This is a genomic window from Leucobacter chromiireducens subsp. solipictus (assembly GCF_016758195.1).
Taxonomy (GTDB): domain Bacteria; phylum Actinomycetota; class Actinomycetes; order Actinomycetales; family Microbacteriaceae; genus Leucobacter; species Leucobacter solipictus.
The window spans coordinates 1-18,485 of sequence record NZ_QYAC01000005.1 but is presented as its reverse complement, the minus strand read 5'-3'; the positions used below and the strand labels follow the sequence as shown (position 1 = coordinate 18,485).

13 protein-coding genes and 1 pseudogene are annotated in these 18,485 nt (G+C 70.2%); 5 read left to right on the top strand and 9 right to left on the bottom strand.

All coding sequences use genetic code 11. The features are described from left to right. Positions 1–43: 43 nt before the first annotated feature. Positions 44–1,114: an LLM class flavin-dependent oxidoreductase gene (locus D3230_RS09915; RefSeq protein ID WP_202344892.1), complete on the top strand. Its 1,071-nt coding sequence runs from the start codon at positions 44–46 to the stop codon at positions 1,112–1,114. A gap of 100 nt (positions 1,115–1,214) precedes the next feature. Here D3230_RS09915 and D3230_RS09910 read toward each other — a convergent pair whose 3' ends face one another. After that, positions 1,215–2,189, bottom strand: coding sequence for a LacI family DNA-binding transcriptional regulator (locus D3230_RS09910; protein ID WP_202344891.1), 975 nt, complete (start codon positions 2,187–2,189; stop codon positions 1,215–1,217). Between the two features lie 287 nt (positions 2,190–2,476). On the opposite strand from D3230_RS09910, the gene D3230_RS09905 reads away from it, so the two are divergent. Both D3230_RS09905 and D3230_RS09900 read left to right on the top strand, forming a co-directional pair. Next, positions 2,477–3,721, top strand: coding sequence for an MFS transporter (locus D3230_RS09905; RefSeq protein WP_202344890.1), 1,245 nt, complete (start codon positions 2,477–2,479; stop codon positions 3,719–3,721). 33 nt (positions 3,722–3,754) lie between these two features. Further along, complete coding sequence (locus D3230_RS09900) at positions 3,755–5,374, top strand: amidohydrolase (RefSeq protein WP_202344889.1); 1,620 nt, start codon at positions 3,755–3,757, stop codon at positions 5,372–5,374. A gap of 339 nt (positions 5,375–5,713) precedes the next feature. Here D3230_RS09900 and D3230_RS09895 read toward each other — a convergent pair whose 3' ends face one another. From D3230_RS09895 to D3230_RS09870, 6 genes are all read right to left on the bottom strand, one after another. After that, on the bottom strand, positions 5,714–6,778 hold the full coding sequence (locus tag D3230_RS09895; protein WP_202344888.1) for a C45 family autoproteolytic acyltransferase/hydrolase: 1,065 nt from the start codon (positions 6,776–6,778) through the stop codon (positions 5,714–5,716). A 105-nt stretch (positions 6,779–6,883) separates the two neighbouring features. Next, complete coding sequence (locus D3230_RS09890; RefSeq protein WP_202344887.1) at positions 6,884–7,747, bottom strand: ABC transporter ATP-binding protein; 864 nt, start codon at positions 7,745–7,747, stop codon at positions 6,884–6,886. After that, positions 7,747–8,583 (bottom strand): ABC transporter ATP-binding protein, encoded by an 837-nt coding sequence (locus D3230_RS09885; protein WP_202344886.1) that lies wholly within the window; start codon positions 8,581–8,583, stop codon positions 7,747–7,749. Before D3230_RS09885 ends, D3230_RS09890 begins: the two co-directional genes overlap by 1 nt. Further along, entirely contained in the window at positions 8,583–9,518 is a 936-nt protein-coding gene (locus D3230_RS09880; RefSeq protein ID WP_202344885.1) for an ABC transporter permease, read from the bottom strand. Before D3230_RS09880 ends, D3230_RS09885 begins: the two co-directional genes overlap by 1 nt. Next, positions 9,515–10,465 (bottom strand): ABC transporter permease, encoded by a 951-nt coding sequence (locus D3230_RS09875; RefSeq protein ID WP_202344884.1) that lies wholly within the window; start codon positions 10,463–10,465, stop codon positions 9,515–9,517. Before D3230_RS09875 ends, D3230_RS09880 begins: the two co-directional genes overlap by 4 nt. Positions 10,466–10,497: 32 nt before the next feature. Beyond that, positions 10,498–12,150 carry an ABC transporter substrate-binding protein gene (locus D3230_RS09870; protein WP_202344883.1) on the bottom strand — a complete coding sequence of 551 codons (1,653 nt, stop codon included), beginning with the start codon at positions 12,148–12,150 and terminating at the stop codon, positions 10,498–10,500. Between the two features lie 198 nt (positions 12,151–12,348). On the opposite strand from D3230_RS09870, the gene D3230_RS09865 reads away from it, so the two are divergent. Next, positions 12,349–13,434: a LacI family DNA-binding transcriptional regulator gene (locus tag D3230_RS09865; protein ID WP_202344882.1), complete on the top strand. Its 1,086-nt coding sequence runs from the start codon at positions 12,349–12,351 to the stop codon at positions 13,432–13,434. Here the strand turns inward: D3230_RS09865 and D3230_RS09860 are convergent. Next, entirely contained in the window at positions 13,398–15,029 is a 1,632-nt protein-coding gene (locus D3230_RS09860; protein WP_202344881.1) for an ABC transporter substrate-binding protein, read from the bottom strand. The genes D3230_RS09865 and D3230_RS09860 overlap by 37 nt on opposite strands. Positions 15,030–15,308: 279 nt before the next feature. Next, complete coding sequence (locus tag D3230_RS09855; protein WP_202344880.1) at positions 15,309–15,995, bottom strand: TetR family transcriptional regulator C-terminal domain-containing protein; 687 nt, start codon at positions 15,993–15,995, stop codon at positions 15,309–15,311. A 72-nt stretch (positions 15,996–16,067) separates the two neighbouring features. Between D3230_RS09855 and D3230_RS09850 the strand changes: the two are divergent. Further along, a pseudogene (locus D3230_RS09850) lies at positions 16,068–17,780 on the top strand (amidase); the annotation flags it as partial. Positions 17,781–18,485 lie beyond the last annotated feature (705 nt).

The following is an 18,485-nucleotide window of genomic DNA, read 5'->3' as shown; positions in this document are numbered from 1 at the left end:
TCCGCGCCGGAATAGGCGGGGCGAACCGGGTGTTGAGACCCGTATGACCCTTCCGCGCACCATTGCCGGCGCCTCCGCCGAGCAGCTCATCCTCGGCCTCGACACGTTCGGCGACGTCACCACGGCGGCAGACGGCACCCGCGCCTCTCACGCGCAGGTGCTCCGCGACGTGGTGGAGCAGGCCGCCCGCGCCGACGCGCTCGGCGTCGACGCCATCACCCTCGGCGAGCACCACCGCGACGACTTCGCGCTCAGCTCCCCCGAGATCGCGCTCGCTGCTATTGCGGGGAAAACCGAGCGCATCCTGCTCGGCACCGGCGTCACCGTGCTCTCGAGCGACGATCCGGTGCGCGTGTACGAGCGCTTCGCCACCCTCGACGCAGTGAGTTCCGGCCGCGCCGAAGTGATCCTGGGCCGCGGCTCCTTCACGGAGTCGTTCCCCCTGTTCGGGTACCGGCTCGAAGACTACGAGACGCTGTTCACCGAGAAACTCGATCTCTTCGCGCGGCTCCGCGAAGAGGGGCCCGTCACCTGGTCGGGCCGCCACCGCAGCACCCTCGTCGAGCAGGAGGTCTACCCCAAGACCGAGCAGCCGAACGGCGTGAACGCCTGGATCGGGGTGGGCGGCAGCCCACAGTCGGTGCTGCGCAGCGTGCAGTACGGAATCCCCATGATGCTCGCGATCATCGGCGGCGACCCGGCCCGGTTCCTCCCGTTCGCAGAGCTGTACCGGCGCACGCAGGAGGAGGTCGGAAGCGCGCCCATGCCGCTCGGCGTGCACTCCCCCGGCCACGTCGGCGAGACCGACGCCGCCGCCCGCGACGAGCTCTGGCCGCACTTCGAGGCGAATCGGAACCGCATCGGAGCCGAGCGCGGCTGGCCGAACGCGACGCGCGCCGAGTTCGAGCGCGAGGCAGACAGCGGCTCGCTCTACGTCGGCTCGCCGGAGACCGTGGCGCAGCGCATCGCGGCGACCGTGCGGACGCTCGGAGCCGACCGCTTCGACCTGAAATACGCGAACGGCACCATGCCGCACGCGCAGCTCATGGCGAGCATCGAACGCTACGGCGACGTGGTGATCCCGCGCGTCCGCGAACTGCTGCGCGCCGCATAGGCCGAGCGTCCCGGCCTCCCCTGCCGCCCCTCCTACACGAGGGAAATTATCTACGGCGATGGAAATATGGCGAAAAATCACTCGGGCAAGATAATTTGCCTCAGGTGAGGCGCGGGGTGGCAGCCTCGGGTCGGACGATCACCGCGTCGTGGCCGAGCTGCTCGCCCCCGCCGCCGGCCAGCACGCGCAGGAGCAGCTCCGCCGCGGCCCGCCCGTACTCCCGTGGACGGAGGTCGACGCCGACGACCCGGGGCGGGCCCAGCTCGGTCGCCATCGCCCCCATGCGCACGTTCGCCGCGACCCCCTGCGCCTGCAGGGCGAGCGCGTGCGGCACGATGCCCTGCGCCACCCACAGCAGCCCATCGCACCCTCCCGCGGCAACCGCCTCCAGCGTGGCCGCGATCTCCCCGTCGTTGGGGGTCACGGACACCCGCCGGATCTCCGGCGTGACGCCGCGCTTCGCGCACCAGTCCTCGTACCCCGCGACGACCTGGCTTGCCCAGAATGGTTCCCGATCCGATTCGATGGCGGCGAGCGCGGGCCGCGAAGCTCCCGTGTCGGCGAGGGCATCGAGCACCTCGCCCGCCAGCCCCCGATGGTCCGCGGCGATCCATGCGGCGATCCGCTCCCGTTCGGGCCCGCGGTACTCGCCGACCGCCACGACAGGGACATCGCCGAGGCCGGCAACGGCACCGCCAAAGGTCGCGGGCGTCGGATCCACGATCAACAGCCCGTCGATCTGGGGCCGTGCGGCGCCGCCCGTGTGTGCGGTGCGCAGCAGCAAATCGACCCCCGCGAGCGCGGCCGCATCGGCGACCCCGAACGCAAATTCCATGTAGAACGCGAGCTCACGCAGATCCGCGGGGAGATGGAGCCCGATCGCGCCGTGCCGGCCACCCCGCAGGCGCTGCGCGGCGCGGTTCGACACGTACCCCATGCGTTCGGCCTGTGCGAGCACGCGCTGCCGTGTCTCCTCGGACACTCGACCCCGGCCGTGCAGCGCAGACGACACCGCCGTTTTGGAAACCCCAAGCGCCCGCGCAATGTCCACAATCGTCACTCCAGAAGACGCCATGCGCATCAGTCTACGGGCCGCCACCGGCCGCGCCCCGGGGGCGGCCCGCCCAGGATTCCGGGGGCACGTCGCCGTGGATTCCCAGGGCACCCGACCCACCGCCCCGGAGGCTCGTGGCCCACCATGCCGCGGGCACGTCACCGATGATTCCGGGGACGTCCGGTTTGCGTTCCCGCGTATCCCGCCGTATATTTACGCAGTGCGGGAACGTTCCCGCACTTGCGTGCCGCACCTCCGCGTGCGCTCCCGCCCCACCCCGCCGTTCCGCACGACAAAGGAGTCACCCCGTGTCCACCACCGCCCCACCCGCCTCCGGGCTCACCGCACTCACCGGCAAGGTCATCATGGGCTTCGTTGGCACCTGGGTCTTCGCACTCATGGCCGCGAACCTCGTCCCCGTGCTGATCGCCGCCATGGTGCAGGATCTCGGCGTCGACATCGCAACCGCCGGCGCTCTGGCTACCGGCATGACCGCCGGCTCCGCGGTCGCGATGTTCGTCACGACCCGCTTCATCGCCCACGCGGATCGGCCGCGCCTCGGCCGGATCGGCCTCATCGCCATGATCGTCGGCTACGGCATCGCCGCCGCGCTGCTCACCACTCCCGCGGTGATGGGCGGCCTCATGCTGGGCGGGATCGGGGCCGGCGTGATGATCGCGACCGGCACCGCCGCGGCCTCCTCCACCCAGAACCCCGACCGCACCGTGACCACGGTCATGGTGATCAACCGTCTCGGCGCGACCGCGCTGCTCGCCATCGCCCCGCTGTTCCATAACGACCTTCGCTCCGTGCTCATCGTGATCACCGCACTCGGCGTGCTGGGCCTGATCCTCGCGGGCGGCCTCCCCAACCTCCCCGAGGCCGGCGCCGGACGCCAGGCGCAGCCCGCCTCCCCCGCGACCGCGCTGATCCCCACGAGCCGCGCGCTGACGATCACCACCATCGTGATCGCCGTCTCCATGTGCCTGTGGTCCCTCACCGAGGACATGGTGTACTCGATGACCAGTGTGCTCTCCGTGCAGGCTGGCGTCTCCCCGGAGACCTCGAGCTTGCTGCTCGCGGGGAAGGTCGGCGGGGGGCTCGTCGGTGCCCTGCTTGCGCCGCTCGCCCTCAAGTGGCTCGGACGCAGCTGGTCACTCGCCCTGATCATCGCGCTCAGCACCGTCACAAAGTTCATCATGATCACGAGCGGTTCCGCCGTGGCCTACAGCGTGTCGATCCTGGTCTGGGGCGTGATGTACGGCGCCATCCTCGTGCTCGTGACGGGCCTCGCCGCGGTGATGGACGTGACCGGCCGCGTCGGAGTAATCGTCTCCGGCTTCTACCTCGCGGGCGTTGCGTTCGGCCCCCTCATCGGCGGCCAGCTCGTCGGCGTCCTCAGCCCGCTGCAGTACGCGCTGATCGTCACGGCGCCCAGCCTCGTCTTCGGTGCCGCCCTCTTCGTGATCTCGCGCAGCCGCCGCAAGTTCGAGGACGGCAACACCACCGCGCTCCCCGTGCCCGCGAGCGCCGACGCGGCTGCCCGCCAGTAATCCACAGCCCCCACCCCGACCCGAGGAGCCCGCATGTCCACGTCGTCCACGCCCCCGCTCGCAGACCGCCTCGTCGTGGGCGCCGCCGTCCATACCATGGCCGCGGCAACGCCCGAGCCGCCCACCGCCGTGGCGCTCGTCGGCGACCGCGTCCTCGCGGTCGGCACCCCCGAAAGCCTGCGCCCGCACCTGGGCCCGGACACCCAGCGTGAGGAGTACCCGGGGGCCACCATCACGCCCGGGCTCGTGGATGGACACACCCACATCGTGTTCGGACTCGAGCTCACCCGCGGGGTGCAACTCACCGACCTGAGTCTCGCCGAGGCGCAGGCGCGGATCGCCGGGGCCGCCGCCGCGGCGGCCCCGGGCACATGGGTGTTCGGATGGGGCATGGACCCCAATATCTTCACCGGGATCGGGTTCACCGGCAGGATCTTCGATGACGCCTCGGGCGGCCACCCCGTGTTTCTCCGGATGCGCGACGCGCACTCCGCGGTGATCAACAGCGCCGCGATCGAGCGCGTGGGCCTCACCGGGACGGAGACCTTCCCCGATGAGTCCGCCGTGGGCGTCGACGAGGCCGGGGTGCCCACCGGTTACCTCCTTGAACTCGCGGCGATGACCCTGGTCCTGGACCAGATCCCCGAGGAGACGCTCGCGGCGCGAGCCGAACGTCTGTCCACGGTTCTCGCCGGCATGGCCCGCGCCGGTCTCACCGGCACCCACGTGATGGACTTCCACCCGGGCAGTCAGGACGTGCTGGAGCTGCTCGAGTCGCGCGGCGAGCTCCCGCTTCGGCTCCGGTTCTCCCCCATGGTCCCCCCGGGTGCCGGCGCGGCGGAGCTCACGCGGATCGCGGACCTTCAGGGTCTGCATGGCCGACGCTGGCGCGTCGAGGGCGTGAAGTTCATGATCGACGGCACCGTCGACAATGGCTCGGCGTGGCTCGCGAGCCCGGACTGCTACGGCGAGGGCCTGCGTTCGATCTGGACCGACCCCGAGGCCTATCGCCGGGCACTCCGCTTCTACGCGGAGCGCGGGATCGCCACGGCGACGCACGCGATCGGCGATCGGGGCGTGTCGTTCGTGCTCGACGCGATCGAGTCGCTCGGCGAGATCGCGGGACGCGCGGCCCACCGCATCGAGCACATCGAGACGATCCCTGATGACACGGTGCCGCGTTTCGCGGCGCTCGGCGTCGCCGCCAGCATGCAGCCGATCCACGGCACCCGGCACACCCGCGCCGACCGAAGCGACAACTGGTCCGTGCGATTGGGCCACGAGCGCGCGGGGCACGGCTGGCGGTGCAAGGATCTCCGGGACTCCGGCGCGGTGCTCGCGCTCGGCAGCGACTGGCCGGTCACGCCCTTTGACCCGCGGGAGATGATGGCGGAGACGATCCTGCGCGTCCCGCTCGCGCACCCGGAGCTCGCACCGGTGCAGCCCGAGCAGGCGCTCTCCGCGCAGGAGGCGCTGGAGGGATACACGGTGCACGCTGCCCGCGCGATCGGCTCGACCGACGAGGGCGTGCTTGTCCCGGGCGCGCGTGCCGCCCTCACGGTGTTTGCCGCGGATCCCCTCGCGATCACGCCCGAGGAGCTCGCGCAGACCGCCGTGCTCGCCACCTACGTGGACGGCCAGCCGGTCTCCTAGCTCGCGCGGGCGGGGGCGGTAGGGCGGGGCCGCGTTCCCGCCCTGCCGCCCCGCACCTCCGCGCCCCGCCCAGGCCCCTCCAACACGAGGCAATTTATCCATAACGATGGAAATATCGCGATAAATCACTCGGGCAAGATAATTTGCCTCGGGTGGGGCGACGCAGGTGAGCCCGGCGGTGCCGGCAGGCGTGGGGGCGGGGGCGCTCCCGGACCACCACGCCGGATCGGACCGGGCCGCCGGACCACCGCCACGCCGGACCGGACCGGACCGGACCACCGGGCCGCCGGACCACCGAACCGCCACGCCTGGCCGCCGGAACGGACCGCCGGATCGGCGCTACGCGACGAGCGTGCGCCACTCCCCCGTCTCAGCGTCAGTCGGCATGCCGTCCAGGATCCGGATCGTGTGCGCCCCGGGATCGGTGATCACGGTCGCGAGCGTGGCCCAGCGCTCGCCGAACTCCTTGCTCATGTCCGCCACGCAGGTGAGCGGGGGCTGCGTCTCGTCGGATACCAGCAGCTCGACCATCGCTGCGGCAGCCGTGGGCAGCCCGCCGGCGAGCCGCTCACGCATCAGTGCCAGGCGCTCCGAGGAGTCCGGCTCGTAGAGCGCACTCTTCTGACCGGCGAGCGGCGCCTCGTGCTGGAAGTGGTTCGTGCGCTGCACCGAGCCCGCGACTTCGGGGATCGGGAACACCCCGGCGGGGCTCATCTCGACCGACACCGCGCCAGTCGCGTCCACCATGGTGAACGCCGATGACGAGGTGATCGGGGCGCTCCGGATCAGCTCCAGCGCCTCCGCGATCGTCGCGCACTCCGCGAGCACGACGCGCGACAGCACGTGCATCGGCACCCCGGAGGGCCGGTCGTCGCGGTGCCCCAGAATGTTGAAGTGGAGGCCGAGCCCGGCCTCGTTCATCCCGATCTTGCTCACGATGCCCTGCTCGGTGAGCCCGACGAACCGGTGCCCCGGGCCGGTCACCTCGTGCGTGTGCCAGAACGGGTCGAACTCGATGTGCCAGTCCCAGGTCTGCACGCCGAGGCGCTGCCCGTCGATCATCGCCGTCACCGTGGAGCACTCGTGCCCGCCGCGGTTCCCCAGCGCAAGGATCTCGGTGCGCGCGTTCAGCGCGACCACCTGCGCGAGGCTCACCCCGGACCCCGCCGCGATGCCCTCGAGTTCCGCGACAACGTCCGGCCGCCACGCGGCGAGGGTGTCCAGCACTGCCGTGACGCCGGCGCGTTCGCGCGCTTCGCTCACGCCCGCCATGCGGAACAGGCCTTCGTAGCGCGCTGCGGCGTCCGCGAGGCTTTCGCGGAGCGCGGTGCCGCGGGCAACGCCCAGTTCGTGCGCGGTGTCGCCCGCGACCTGGACATGGAGTCGGGTGTGCTTCTCGGTCATCTCGTTCTTTCTGAAATCGGTGCGCCGGATCGGGCCGGCGAAGGGTGCGTGCGGACGGCGAACCGCCCGGCGCCGGTCAACGGCGCCGGGGCGATCCCCATCCGGCTAGGTGGCGGTGCCCAGCAGTGCCGCGCGAAGTCCGCGCTGGGGCTTCCACCCCGGACGCGGCGCGGAGGCAATGAGCAGCTGCGTGTACGGATCCTGCGGCGCGTCGAGCACGTCATCGACCGTGCCGCGCTCGATGATCCGGCCCTGCCGCATCACCACCACGTCGTCGGCGATGTCGCGCACCACGGAGAGGTCGTGCGTGATGAACAGGTAGGAGAGGCCGTGCTCTTCGCGAAGCCGCTTGAGCAGGTCAAGGACCTGCGCTTGGACGGACACGTCGAGCGCCGACACGGCCTCGTCCAGGACGATGATCCGCGGCTCGGCGGCGAGCGCCCGCGCGATCGCGACGCGCTGTTTCTGCCCGCCCGAGAGCGCGGCCGGCTTCGCGTCCGCGTGCCGCTCGGTGAGCCCGACCTCCGCAAAGAGCTCCAGCACCCGAGCGCGGCGCCCGGCGCGGTCGAGGTCGGGACGGTGCGCGCGCAGCATCTCGTCGATCGTCGCGCTGACCGGGAGCGAACGGTTCAGGGAGCCTTGCGGATCCTGGAACACCATCTGCACGAGCTTGGCCCGTTCACGCAGCGCCGCGCGCGCCGTGGTCGGCTTCACCGCGGTACCCGCGATGCGCACGGAGCCGGCGTCCGCCGATTCGAGGCCCACGATCACGCGCGCCAGCGTTGATTTGCCGGATCCGGACTCGCCCACGACCGCGAGGCACGTGCCCGTACGTAGCACGCACGAGACGTCGTCGAGCGCCGTGACGCTCGCCTTGCGGCTCAGGTGGAAGGTACGTTGCAGCCCCTCGGCTTCAATGATCGGTGCCGGATCGGCCCCGGGGGCCTGGGGTGGGGTGACGTCATTCATCACTGCGCCTCCGTCGTCTCGGTGTCCGCGAGGAACGCGGCCGGGTGGCCGTCCGGGTAGAGCATGGGTCGCGCCGCCATCAGCGCGCGGGTGTAATCGGTCTGCGGCTGGTCCCGGATTTGTTCGGGGGTGCCGATCTCGAGGATCTCGCCGTTGCGCATCACCGCGAGGCGGTCGCACACGGCCGCCGCGAGGTCGAGGTCGTGGGTCACGAAGATCATCGAGAGCCCGTGTTCGCGCCGCATTTCGTCGAGGATCGCGACGACCTCCGCCTGGGTGGTCACGTCGAGCGCGGTCGTCGGCTCGTCGGCGAGCAGCAGCTTCGGAGATCCCGAGATCGCCCCCGCGATGACGACGCGCTGCAGCAGCCCGCCGGACAGCTGGTGGGGGTAGGAGGCGAGCACGCGCTCCGCGTCGGCGATCCCGACGTCGCGGAGCAGCTGCGCGGCTTTCGCTTCCGCGTCGCGTCGGCTCATGCTGCGCGCGTCGGTCATGCCCTCGATCAGGTAGCGGCCGACGGGGAGGACGGGGTTCAGGGCACCGTGGGGATTCTGCGCGATCAGCGCGAGGTCGTTGGCGCGGATCCGGCGCAGCTCTTCGCCGCCGGCACCCAGCAAGTCCGTGCCTTCGAGCACGATCCGGCCGTCAACGCGTGCGCCCGCGGGTTCGATGCCGAGGATGCATTTCAGCGTCATCGATTTACCGGAGCCGGATTCCCCCACAAGGCCCAGGGCTTCGCCCGCGCCGAGGGTGATCGAGTTGCCGTGCAGGATCTCCGTTTCCTGCCCGGTGTCCGGGTCAGTGACGGTGAGGACGAGGTCGGTGATTTCGAGCATCAGCGGGTCCTTCCCGCGGCCTTGCGGCCGCCCAGCTGTTCACCGACGTACCCGAACGCGGCGACGGTGATGACGATCATGAGGCCGGCGAAAATGCTCTGCTCCCAGAACCCCTGCTGCAGGGACGCCTGGCCGTTGGAGACCATGAGGCCCCAGTCGGGTGTGGGCGGCTGGACCCCCAGCCCGAGGAAGGAGAGCGCGGCGAGCTCGATCATGGCGTAGCCGAAGTTGATGGTCATGCCGGTGAGGATCTGCGTGCGCACGTTCGGCAGAATGTGGCGCACCGTGATGAGGAAGCCGGAGATGCCCTGCAGCTGTGCGGAGGCGACGTACGGCAGGTTCCGCTCGCGCAGCGCCACCGAACGGATCACGCGTGCGGAGTACGGGGTGAAGCCGATCGCGAGTGCGATCGAGGCGGTGATCAGCGACGGTCCGAAGATCGCGACCGCGAGGATCGCGAGCAGCATGTTGGGGAACGCGAACAGGATGTCGAGGATCCGGCTGATGAAGGCGTCCACCTTGCCGCCGAACCACACCGCCGTGAGCGCGAGCGTGGTCGCAAGGAACGCGGTGATGACGATCACAATGGTGGGGCCGATGAGGCTGGTGCGCGCACCCCACATGATGCGGGACAGGATGTCGCGACCGGACTGATCCGTCCCCATGAGGTGGGCGAGGCTCCAGGCTTCGTGCCGCGCGGTGACGCTGCCCTCGTACGGATCGTAGGGGGCGATCACTGGCGCGAGCACGGCCATGAGCACCACGAGCACGATGATCGCGAGGCTCACGACCCCCACCGGCCCGAGGCGGCGCTGCAGCAGCCGCCAGCCGGAGGTCGGAACGTCGCCGCGGTGCTTGCGCAGCAACTGCACCGCCACGGTATCTTGCGCCCGCGTGTTCGCGTCAGGGCGCTTCGTGAAGTTCTGATCGGTCATCGCGCTGCCACTCCCTTGGTGAGCCGGACCCGGGGATCGATCACTGCGTAGAGCAGGTCGACGATGAGGTTGATGAGGCCGAAGGCCAGCACCATGATGAGCGCGATCGCCTGGACCACCGCGAAGTCTTTCTTCTGCACCGAGTTCACGAGCAGCGAGCCGATGCCGTCGAGCGTAAACGCGTACTCGATCACAAAGGCGCTCGCGAGGAGGCCGGCGATCTGCGTGCCGATCACGGTGGAGACCGGCAGCATGGAGTTGCGGATCGTGTGCCGCCACAGCACCAGCTGCTTCGGCACGCCGCGCGCGATCGCCATGATCACGTGCTCGGAGTCCTGCTCCTCACGTACCGCGGTGCGGGTGATGCGGGCCACGACCGCGATCCCGGGGAACGCGAGCGCCACGGCCGGAAGCGTGAGGTGCCAGAGGCGGTCCACAAAGCCCTCGCCGGATCCCGACACCGGGAACCAGCCCAGGCTCGAGCCGAAGAGGAACATGAGGACAAGCGCGGCGAAGAACGTCGGCACCGCGAAGCCGAGGTTGGATCCGAACACGACGAGCTTCTCGAAGACGCCGGACTTCGTTGCGGCGAGCACGCCGAGGCCCACGCCGAAGATCACGATCAGGATCGCCGCGTAGGCGGCCAGGGCGAGCGTCGTCGGGAGGCGCGATGCCACGAGCGTGGTCACGTCCTGCTGCGTGAGCAGCGAGCGGCCGAGGTCGCCCTGGAAGACGTCACCGAGCCAGTGCCAGTAGCGCAGCAGGAAGGGATCGTCCAGGCCGTACTGCGCGCGGATCGCCGCGAGCACTTCCGGGCTCACCGTGCGCCCCTGCACGAGGAACTGCTCGGGGCTGCCCGGGGCGAGGTACATCCCCGAGAACACGATGAAGCTGGACACGATGAGCACGCCGAGGAGTGCGGCGAGCCGTTTACCGAGGTAGACCATGAATGATCCCTTCCTGCTGCTGGATGCGCAGACTAGGCGGTTGCGCCGATGTCAGCGGCCCACGGGTAGTACAGGTAGACGAAGGACGCCGGTGCGCCGGTGATGCTCTCGTCCATGTAGAGGCGCACGGCGAGGTCGTTGATCGGGACCCACGGCTGGGCCTCCATGATCATGGCCTCGGCCTCGACGGTCAGCTCGGCGCGCTTCTGGGCGTCGCTCTCGCCGATTGCGGCGTCAAGCGCGGCGTCAACCTGGGGGTCGGAGAAGCCGGCGTAGTTCTGGTCGCTCCCGGTCTTTGCGACGCTGATCAGGTGCAGCAGCGGGTCCGGAGCGCTCAGGTAGTTGGTCGTGACAAAGCCGTCGAAGCCCTTGCGCGCCTCAGCGTCGGAGAAGAACGCGCCGAACTGGGCGCTCGGAACGCCGGTGGGCTCGAGCGTGATGCCCAGCTCCTTCGCCCCGTTCGCCATTTCGTTCAGGATGTCGGCGTAGAAGCCGCGCTCGCTCGGGTAGGCGATCTTGATCGGCTGCGACAGATCGACGTCTGCGGCCTCGAGTTCCGCCTTCGCGGCGTCCAGGTCGAAGCTCAGGTCGGGGAGCTGCTCGTCGCGCAGCTCGGCCACACCCTCGATCGCGTCCCATGCGGACTGCGGGACGACCGAGCGGGCCACGGTGCCGGTGCCCTCGTAGACGGTGTCAGCGATGGCCTGGCGATCCGTCGCCCGGGTCAGGGCGCGGCGCACGACGGGGTCTCCGAAGAGGCCCTCACCGGTGGAAATGATTGCCATGTCCTGCATGCCCTGGCCCGCGTAGAGCGTGCCGGTGCTGCTCGAGCCCAGCTGGCCGAGCGCCGGGAGCGGCACGTCGTAGGAGCCCTGGATCTCACCGGTGGCGAGGCCGTTGGCGATGGCGGTCGGGTCGACGACGAACCCGATTTCCACCTGCTTCGCCTGCGCCTGCTTGTCGGCGTTCCAGTAGCCGTCGTAGCGGTCGAGGGTGATCGACTGCCCCTGCTTCCAGTCACCGGGGGTGAACTGCAGCGGGCCCGTGCACATGACGCCGGTCTCGGGGTTCCCGTAGTTCTCGCCCGCGGCCTCGCGCTGCTTCTGTTGCACCACGACACCGATGATCGTGCTCAGCGAGGACGGGAGGGTGTAGTCGGGGGTGTTCAGCGTGATCGTGATCTCGTTCGCGCCGGTGCCCTCGACGGAGGCGATGTTGGCGACGACGCCGCCGCCCCAGTAGCTGCCCTCTTCGGGGACGAGGTGGCGGTTGATCGAGAACACGACGTCCTCGACGGTCATGGGGGTGCCGTCCCAGAACGTCACATCGTCGCGCAGGCTGATCGTCCAGACCTTGCCATCGCTCGTGTCCGATTCGGTCGCGAGGTTCGGCTGGATCGAGAGATCCGGCTGCATCTGGAAGAGCGGCTCGCAGAGGTTCGAGACGATCGTGTTCTCGGGGTAGTTGAAGGCCTTGACCGGGTCGAGGCTGGCGAGCTCACCGTAGGTGGAGTTCCAGACCACCTTGTCGGCGACGGCGGCGGGCTTCGGGGTGGTTTGCAGCAGCGCAGCCCCGTCCTCGGTGCCGCCGGCGTCGCCGCCGCGGCTTCCGGATGCGCAACCCGCGAGAGCGAGTCCCGCGATGGCAAAGAGGGCGACTGCGGCCCGCGTCGGTGCGAGTTTCACGTTGTTCTCCTGTTCGAAGTTTCGTCATTGAATCTCCCCTGCCCGACCGTGCGTCGAGCGAAGACCCTGGAAGGATCGTAGCACCCAAAACGGTTTGGGTAAAACGGTTTGGGAAATCTATCCTCCCGCCGCGGTTTCCTTCCCCGCCCGCGGGGCGGCGGGCGGGCGGCGCGCAGAAACTGTGGGTAGTCTGACGGAATGCGAGGAAGCGGCAGAGCAACCATTAAGGACGTGGCCAAGGCGGCCGGGGTGTCTCCCACGACCGTTTCCCACGCCCTCAACGGGAAGGGCACCGTGCGCCGCGAGACGGTCGAACGCATCGAGCGAGTCGCCGCCGAGATCGGCTACCGCGCGAGCCCCATCGCCCAGGGACTCCAGAGCTCCCGGCTCGGCCTGCTCGCGCTGGTCATCCGACCCCTGCACAGCCTCGACACCTTCCTCCCGGAAGGCGTCGACTACTTCCTCCGCATGTCGGGAGCGGCCTCCCTCGCCGCGATGGAGCACGGCTACAGCATGATGCTGATCGACGATCCCACGCGCCCCGACGCCCCGCTCAGCGCCACTGCCGCGGACGCCTACATCGTGACCGAGCCCTTCGAGAACGATCCGGTCCTCACCATGCTGTCCGAGCGAAATATCCCGTTTGTGTCGGTGGGATCCGATCCCGCACGCCCGGGGCAGTTCGTGGAGTTGGCCACCCGCGACTGGGAAGAAGCCATCCTCGTGCTGGATCACCTCGCCGAGGCCGGCGGGACCCGGATCGCACTGCTCACCGGCACCGACCAGAACGCCTGGAATCGGGAGTCCGAGGACGCTTACCGCGACTGGTGCGCCCGGCGCGGCCAGCAGCCCGATCTGGCAGCCTTCCCCGAGGTCGAGGGTGAGCGCGTGGGCGAGGCCGCGGCGGAGCGCTTCTTCGGCGCGGACGGCAGCCACCCCGACGCCGTGTTCTGCCTCACCGGCCGGCACGCGGCGGGCCTGAACGCCGCCGTCGCCGCGCGCGGCATGCGCGTACCCGAGGACGTACTGATCGCCGCCGGATCCGGCGCGATGCAGAACCGCATGTCGACACCGAGCGTCACCACCCTCGATCTGCACCCCGAGGGCATCGCCGCCCTCGCGGTGGAGGTCGCCGTGCGCCTCGCCGAGGGGCGCCCCACGGCCGAGTTCCGCGAGGTGCCGCGCGCGACACTCGATATCCGGGAATCGACCTCCCGCGGGGCGATCCCCCCTGCGCAACGTCATGGCTACTCGGCGGATCCGATGTCGGCGGCCCAGGGGTAGTACAGGTACACGAACGAGGCCGGGGCGCCCGTGACCTCTCGGTTCATGAACAGCCGCACCGAGAGGTCCGCGATCGGCACCCACGGCTGCGCGTCGAGGATGAGCGCCTCCGCGGCCACCGTGGCGCGCGCACGCTCCTCCGGATCCTCGATCGCGGCCGCGTGCTGGAGGGCCGCGTCGATCTCGGGGTCCGAGAACCCGGAGAAGTTCTGGTCACCCGCTGTGTGTGCGATCGACCGGAGAAAAGGCAGCGGGTCCGGACCGCTCAGGTAGTTTGTCGTCACGAAGCCGTCGTAGCCCGCACGCGCCGCAGGATCCGAGAAGAACGCCCCGAACTGCGCGCTCGGCACGCCGACCGGTTCAACGGTCAGCCCGATCTCGGCCGCGGCCCGCGAGACCTCGTTCAGCACGTCGGCGTAGTGGGTGCGCTCACTGCCGTAGGCGATCCGGATCGGCTGCGTGATGTCGACGTCCGCCTCGGCGAGCGCCTCCTTCGCTGCCGCAACGTCCAGGCTGAAGTCGGGGAGCTGCGCCGCGCGCTCCTCGGCCACTCCCGGGATGGCGGCCCACACATCGGCCGGCACCAGGGACGTGGCGGCGGTGGCCGTCCCCTCGAAGACGAGTTCGGCGATCGCCGCGCGGTCCGTCGCACGGGTGAGCGCGGTGCGCACCGCCGGGTCCGCGAAGGCCCCCTCCCCCGTCCCGGCGATCGCGAACAGCTGCATCCCGCGTCCGGCGAACAGTTCGCCGGCCTCGCTCTGCCCGAGCTGGCTCAGCGCGCTGAGCGGGACGTCGTAGCTGCCCTGCAGCTCCCCGGTTTCGAGGCCGTTGGCGATGGCGGTGGGATCCAGCACAAACGACAGCTCCACGCGCTGCGCGTGCGCGCGGCGATCCTCCCGCCAGTACCCGTCAAAGCGCTCGAGCTGGATCGCCTGGCCCTGCTTCCATGCCGCCACCGAGAACGGCCCGGTGCACATGACCCCGGCGTCGGGGTTGCCGTAGTCGCTGCCGGCCTGCTCGCGGTGCGCTCGGCTCACCACGAATCCGACGTTCGTGGCGAGCTGCTCGACGAAGGTCGTGTCGGGCTCCGTCAGGCGGACCGTCACCTCCCAGTCGCCCGTGCGCTCGATGCCCGCAATGTTCGCGGTCGTCTCGGAGGCCCAGTAGCTTCCTTCCGCCGCGTCGCGGTGCCGGTCCAAGCTGAAGATCACGTCGTCGACGGTCATCGGCGACCCGTCCCAGAACGTGACATCCTCTCGGATCTGCAACACGTACGTGCGGTCGCCGACAGCTTCGACGCTGGACGCAAGGTGGGGCTGCACCGAGAAGTCCGGCTGGATCTGGAACAGCCCCTCGCAGAGGTTGGCCACCACGGTGTTTTCCGGATAGTTGAACGCCTTGATCGGGTCGAGGGAGGCGGGCTCCCCGAACGTCGAGTTCCAGCGCAGCACGTCGAGCTCCCCGGCGGCGGCCGGGGTCACCTCCAACAGCTCGCGAGCCGCACCCTCCGAGGAGCTCCCGCGCGCGCCCGAGGCGCACCCTCCGAGCAACATCCCCGCGATCGCCGCCACCGCCACATACGCACGCCTGTTCATGGGTGCCCCACTTCCGAATTCGCCACTGAATCTCGGCCAGGGCGTGTCATCGCCGCACCCCGAGCATATTGCCCAGGTGGACAATACTTGTGGGAGAGCGTAGGTGGCGGGCCGCCGGGCTGTCAAGACCCGCGGCGCAGCGCCAGGGAAGCGCCCCGGCCGGTCGCGGACGGGCGCGGCAAGTCGCGGTCGGTCGCGGCAAGTCGCAGCAAGTCGCGGCCGGTCGCGGTCGGTTGCGGCTCGTCGCATCCAGTAGCGGTCGGTAGCGGCCGGTTGCGGCTAGTCGCGCGACGGGGCGACGCCCGGAGCCCGCGGCCCGGGGGCGCGATCCGACGCCGCGAACGCGCGGGGGTCTACGCCCAGCTCCAGCGCGACGACCCGCATCACGAGCTCGCCCCGCTCCCCGGCCTCGCGCGCGGCACCCACGCGCCGGCGCACCAGCGCCTGGGCGTTCAGGCCATCCACCATGCCCATCACGCCCCGAGCGAAGGCGGGAACGTCGAGCTCCCGGAAGTCGCCCGCACGCACCCCGGCGGTCACGATCTCGCACAGCGCCGTTTCCCACGCGGACATCTGCTCGTGCACGGCCTGGGCGAGCGCCTCGGACCGCCGGCCCAGGCTCCACCCGTCGGCCCACACGGCGGTGACATCTTCCCGCCCGCCCTCGAGCAGCGCCCGGAGCAGCACCGCCAGCCGGTCACGGGGCCCGTCCGCACCCTGAACCAGCGCGTGGACCTCGGCGAGCTCGCGCGCGCTGATCGCCGAAAAGGTCTCCGCGACGAGCGATTCCATGGAAACGGCGTAGTGGCCAACGAGCGCGGGGGCGATGCCGAGGCGGGCGGCGAGGGTTCGCTTGGAGATGGCGTGCAGCCCCTCGGCGAGCGCGAGCTCGCGTGCCGCCGCGTAGATCTGGGCGCGGCGCGCCTCAGGGGACATCCTCCGGGCCCGGGATCGCGGCGCTTCCATACCGCCCATTCTAGCCGCGGGACACCGGGGCACCTCAGTCGTGGAGTTCGCTGAACTGTGTTATTGTCCGGTATGGCAATAACTGGTGTTGCCCCGGGCAAGGAGGCTCAGTTGCACCCGATTTCCATCGTCGAGGCCAGCATCGCGGATCTCCGCGGCGCGCTTGAGGCAGGCACGGTGACGAGTGTCGAACTCGTCCACGAATACCTGCGCCGGATCGCGCACTACGACCGCAGCGGCCCCAGGCTCAACGCCATCCCCATTCTCGACCCCGGGGCGTTCGCCGCGGCGCGGGCCTCCGATGAGCGGCGCACTGCCGGGCGTCTCCTCGGGCCGCTCGATGGCATCCCGTACACCGCGAAAGACAGCTACCTCGCTACCGGGCTCACCGCAGCCTCCGGCTCCCCCGCCTTTGCGGGCGTCGTTGCCCAGGGCGACGCCTTCGCGATCGAGCGACTGCGCGCCGGCGGGGCAGTGCTGCTCGGCCTCACGAACATGCCCCCGATGGCAAACGGCGGAATGCAGCGGGGGGTCTACGGGCGCGCCGAGAGCCCCTACAATCCCGCATATCTCGCCGCGGCCTACGTCTCCGGTTCCTCGAACGGTTCCGGGGTGTCGACGACGTGCTCGATGGCCGCGTTTGGCCTCGGAGAGGAGACCTGGTCATCGGGCCGCGCCCCCGCATCCAACAACGCGCTCGTGGCGTACACCCCGTCGCGCGGAGTCATCTCCACACGCGGCAACTGGCCCCTCACCCCCACGATGGATGTCGTCGTTCCGCACACGCGCTCGGTGGCGGACCTGCTTGAGATCTTGGAGCTCCTCGTGGTTGACGACCCGGAGACGCGCGGCGATCTGTGGCGCCGGCAGGAGTGGATCCGGCTCCCTCGCCCCAGCGAGCTCCGGCCCGCCGACTTCCAGCAGCTGCACGATCCGGACGCGCTGCGGGGTCGCAGACTCGGGATCCCGCGCATGTACATCAACCAAGACCCCGAGACTCCCAACCCCATCGAGACCCACCCGGATGTCATCGCGCTATGGGACGCGGCACGCGTGGCCCTCGAGCAGCTGGGCGCCGAGGTCGTCGAGGTCGACTTCCCCGCCGTCTCGCGCTACGAGCGCGACCGGCCAGGAATCCCGTCGCTCGTGGAGCGCGGCATCTTGCCGGCCGGGTATCTGAGAGAAGAAGTGCACGAGCTCACCGCGTGGGCGTTCGATGACTTCCTCGCCGCGAACGGGGATCCGCAGCTGTCGCGCCTCGAAGACGCGGTGGGGGCGCAGATCTACCCGATGCCAGCGGGTACGATCCCGGATCGCCTCGGCATCTACGATCCGGTGTACGACCTCGATATGTCGCTCTACGTGGAACTTGCCAGAACGGGCCTCCCGGAAGACCTGGGCGGCTTCGCGCATCTCGAAGCGGGACTCCGCGGGCTCGAACGCGCGCGCGAGGAGGACCTCGAAGCCTGGCTCGACGATCTCGGCCTCGACGCGCTTGTGTTCCCGGCAGCCGCGGACGTGGGCCGCGAAGACGCGGAACGGGACCCCGAGGCCCACGCCCACAGTTTCCGCAACGGTGTCGGCGTCTCGAACGGGAACCTGGTGCCACGCCACTACGGCATTCCCACCGTCACGGTTCCCATGGGCCGCATGGCAACGCACGGGATGCCCGTCGGGCTGACCTTCGCCGGGCGCGCCTACGACGATTGGCGGCTCATCGGCTTCGCGTCCGCGTACGAATACGGCACGCAACTCCGGCGGCCACCGGAGCGGTGCCCGGCCCTGCCAGCACTCACCCCGAAGCGTTCCCCCGGCGGGAACGTCCCAGCACCCCAGCCCGGCACACCGGCGGCGCAGGATCCCGCGCCGCCGGCCGCGCCCGGGCGGGCAGCAGAGGACCCGACCGTGACCATCACAGCCGAAGCCGTGGCACCGTCGTCCACGCGCCGTGCCGACCGTGACGCGGGAAGCGCCGAGCTCGAGCGGACGTACCGCGTCAGCATCGACACGAACGGCACGGAGGTCGTCGCGACGCTGAACGGGGATGAACTCCCGCTCAGCTATCGTGACGGGGCCTGGGTCGCGAGCGTCACTATCCCCGCAGCGCAGGATCTCCCACTGCACAGCGAGTGGCGCGGGCCATACGGAGCCCTACTCACCGCCGTCGCCTCGATGGGCGGGTCGGCCCAGGTGGGGGCCTGTCGCGCGGTCGGGGGACTGATCTAAGCGAGGCGCTGCGGCGCACACGGCGGCGCAGCGACGGACGCGCACGAGCGCGTGCGCAATCACCCCAGAAACACACAGAGCCCCGCCAGGATCCCTGGCGGGGCTCTTCCGGTGCGCGTGGGCGCTCCGGGTATGCGAAAGGCCCCAGACCGTGACACCATCACTGGTGCACAATCTGAGGCCCTTCTAAAAGGTGTCCGGCGGTGTCCTACTCTCCCACACCCTCCCGAGTGCAGTACCATCGGCGCAGTCAGTCTTAGCTTC

What these genes read in the sequence shown, in the direction of transcription:
- D3230_RS09915 (WP_202344892.1), top strand. Translation starts at nt 44, where the DNA reads ATGACCCTTCCGCGCACCATTGCCGGCGCCTCCGCCGAGCAGCTCATC.
- D3230_RS09910 (WP_202344891.1), bottom strand. Translation starts at nt 2,189, where the DNA reads ATGGCGTCTTCTGGAGTGACGATTGTGGACATTGCGCGGGCGCTTGGG.
- D3230_RS09900 (WP_202344889.1), top strand. Translation starts at nt 3,755, where the DNA reads ATGTCCACGTCGTCCACGCCCCCGCTCGCAGACCGCCTCGTCGTGGGC.
- D3230_RS09895 (WP_202344888.1), bottom strand. Translation starts at nt 6,778, where the DNA reads ATGACCGAGAAGCACACCCGACTCCATGTCCAGGTCGCGGGCGACACC.
- D3230_RS09890 (WP_202344887.1), bottom strand. Translation starts at nt 7,747, where the DNA reads ATGAATGACGTCACCCCACCCCAGGCCCCCGGGGCCGATCCGGCACCG.
- D3230_RS09885 (WP_202344886.1), bottom strand. Translation starts at nt 8,583, where the DNA reads ATGCTCGAAATCACCGACCTCGTCCTCACCGTCACTGACCCGGACACC.
- D3230_RS09880 (WP_202344885.1), bottom strand. Translation starts at nt 9,518, where the DNA reads ATGACCGATCAGAACTTCACGAAGCGCCCTGACGCGAACACGCGGGCG.
- D3230_RS09875 (WP_202344884.1), bottom strand. Translation starts at nt 10,465, where the DNA reads ATGGTCTACCTCGGTAAACGGCTCGCCGCACTCCTCGGCGTGCTCATC.
- D3230_RS09865 (WP_202344882.1), top strand. Translation starts at nt 12,349, where the DNA reads ATGCGAGGAAGCGGCAGAGCAACCATTAAGGACGTGGCCAAGGCGGCC.
- D3230_RS09860 (WP_202344881.1), bottom strand. Translation starts at nt 15,029, where the DNA reads ATGAACAGGCGTGCGTATGTGGCGGTGGCGGCGATCGCGGGGATGTTG.
- D3230_RS09855 (WP_202344880.1), bottom strand. Translation starts at nt 15,995, where the DNA reads ATGGAAGCGCCGCGATCCCGGGCCCGGAGGATGTCCCCTGAGGCGCGC.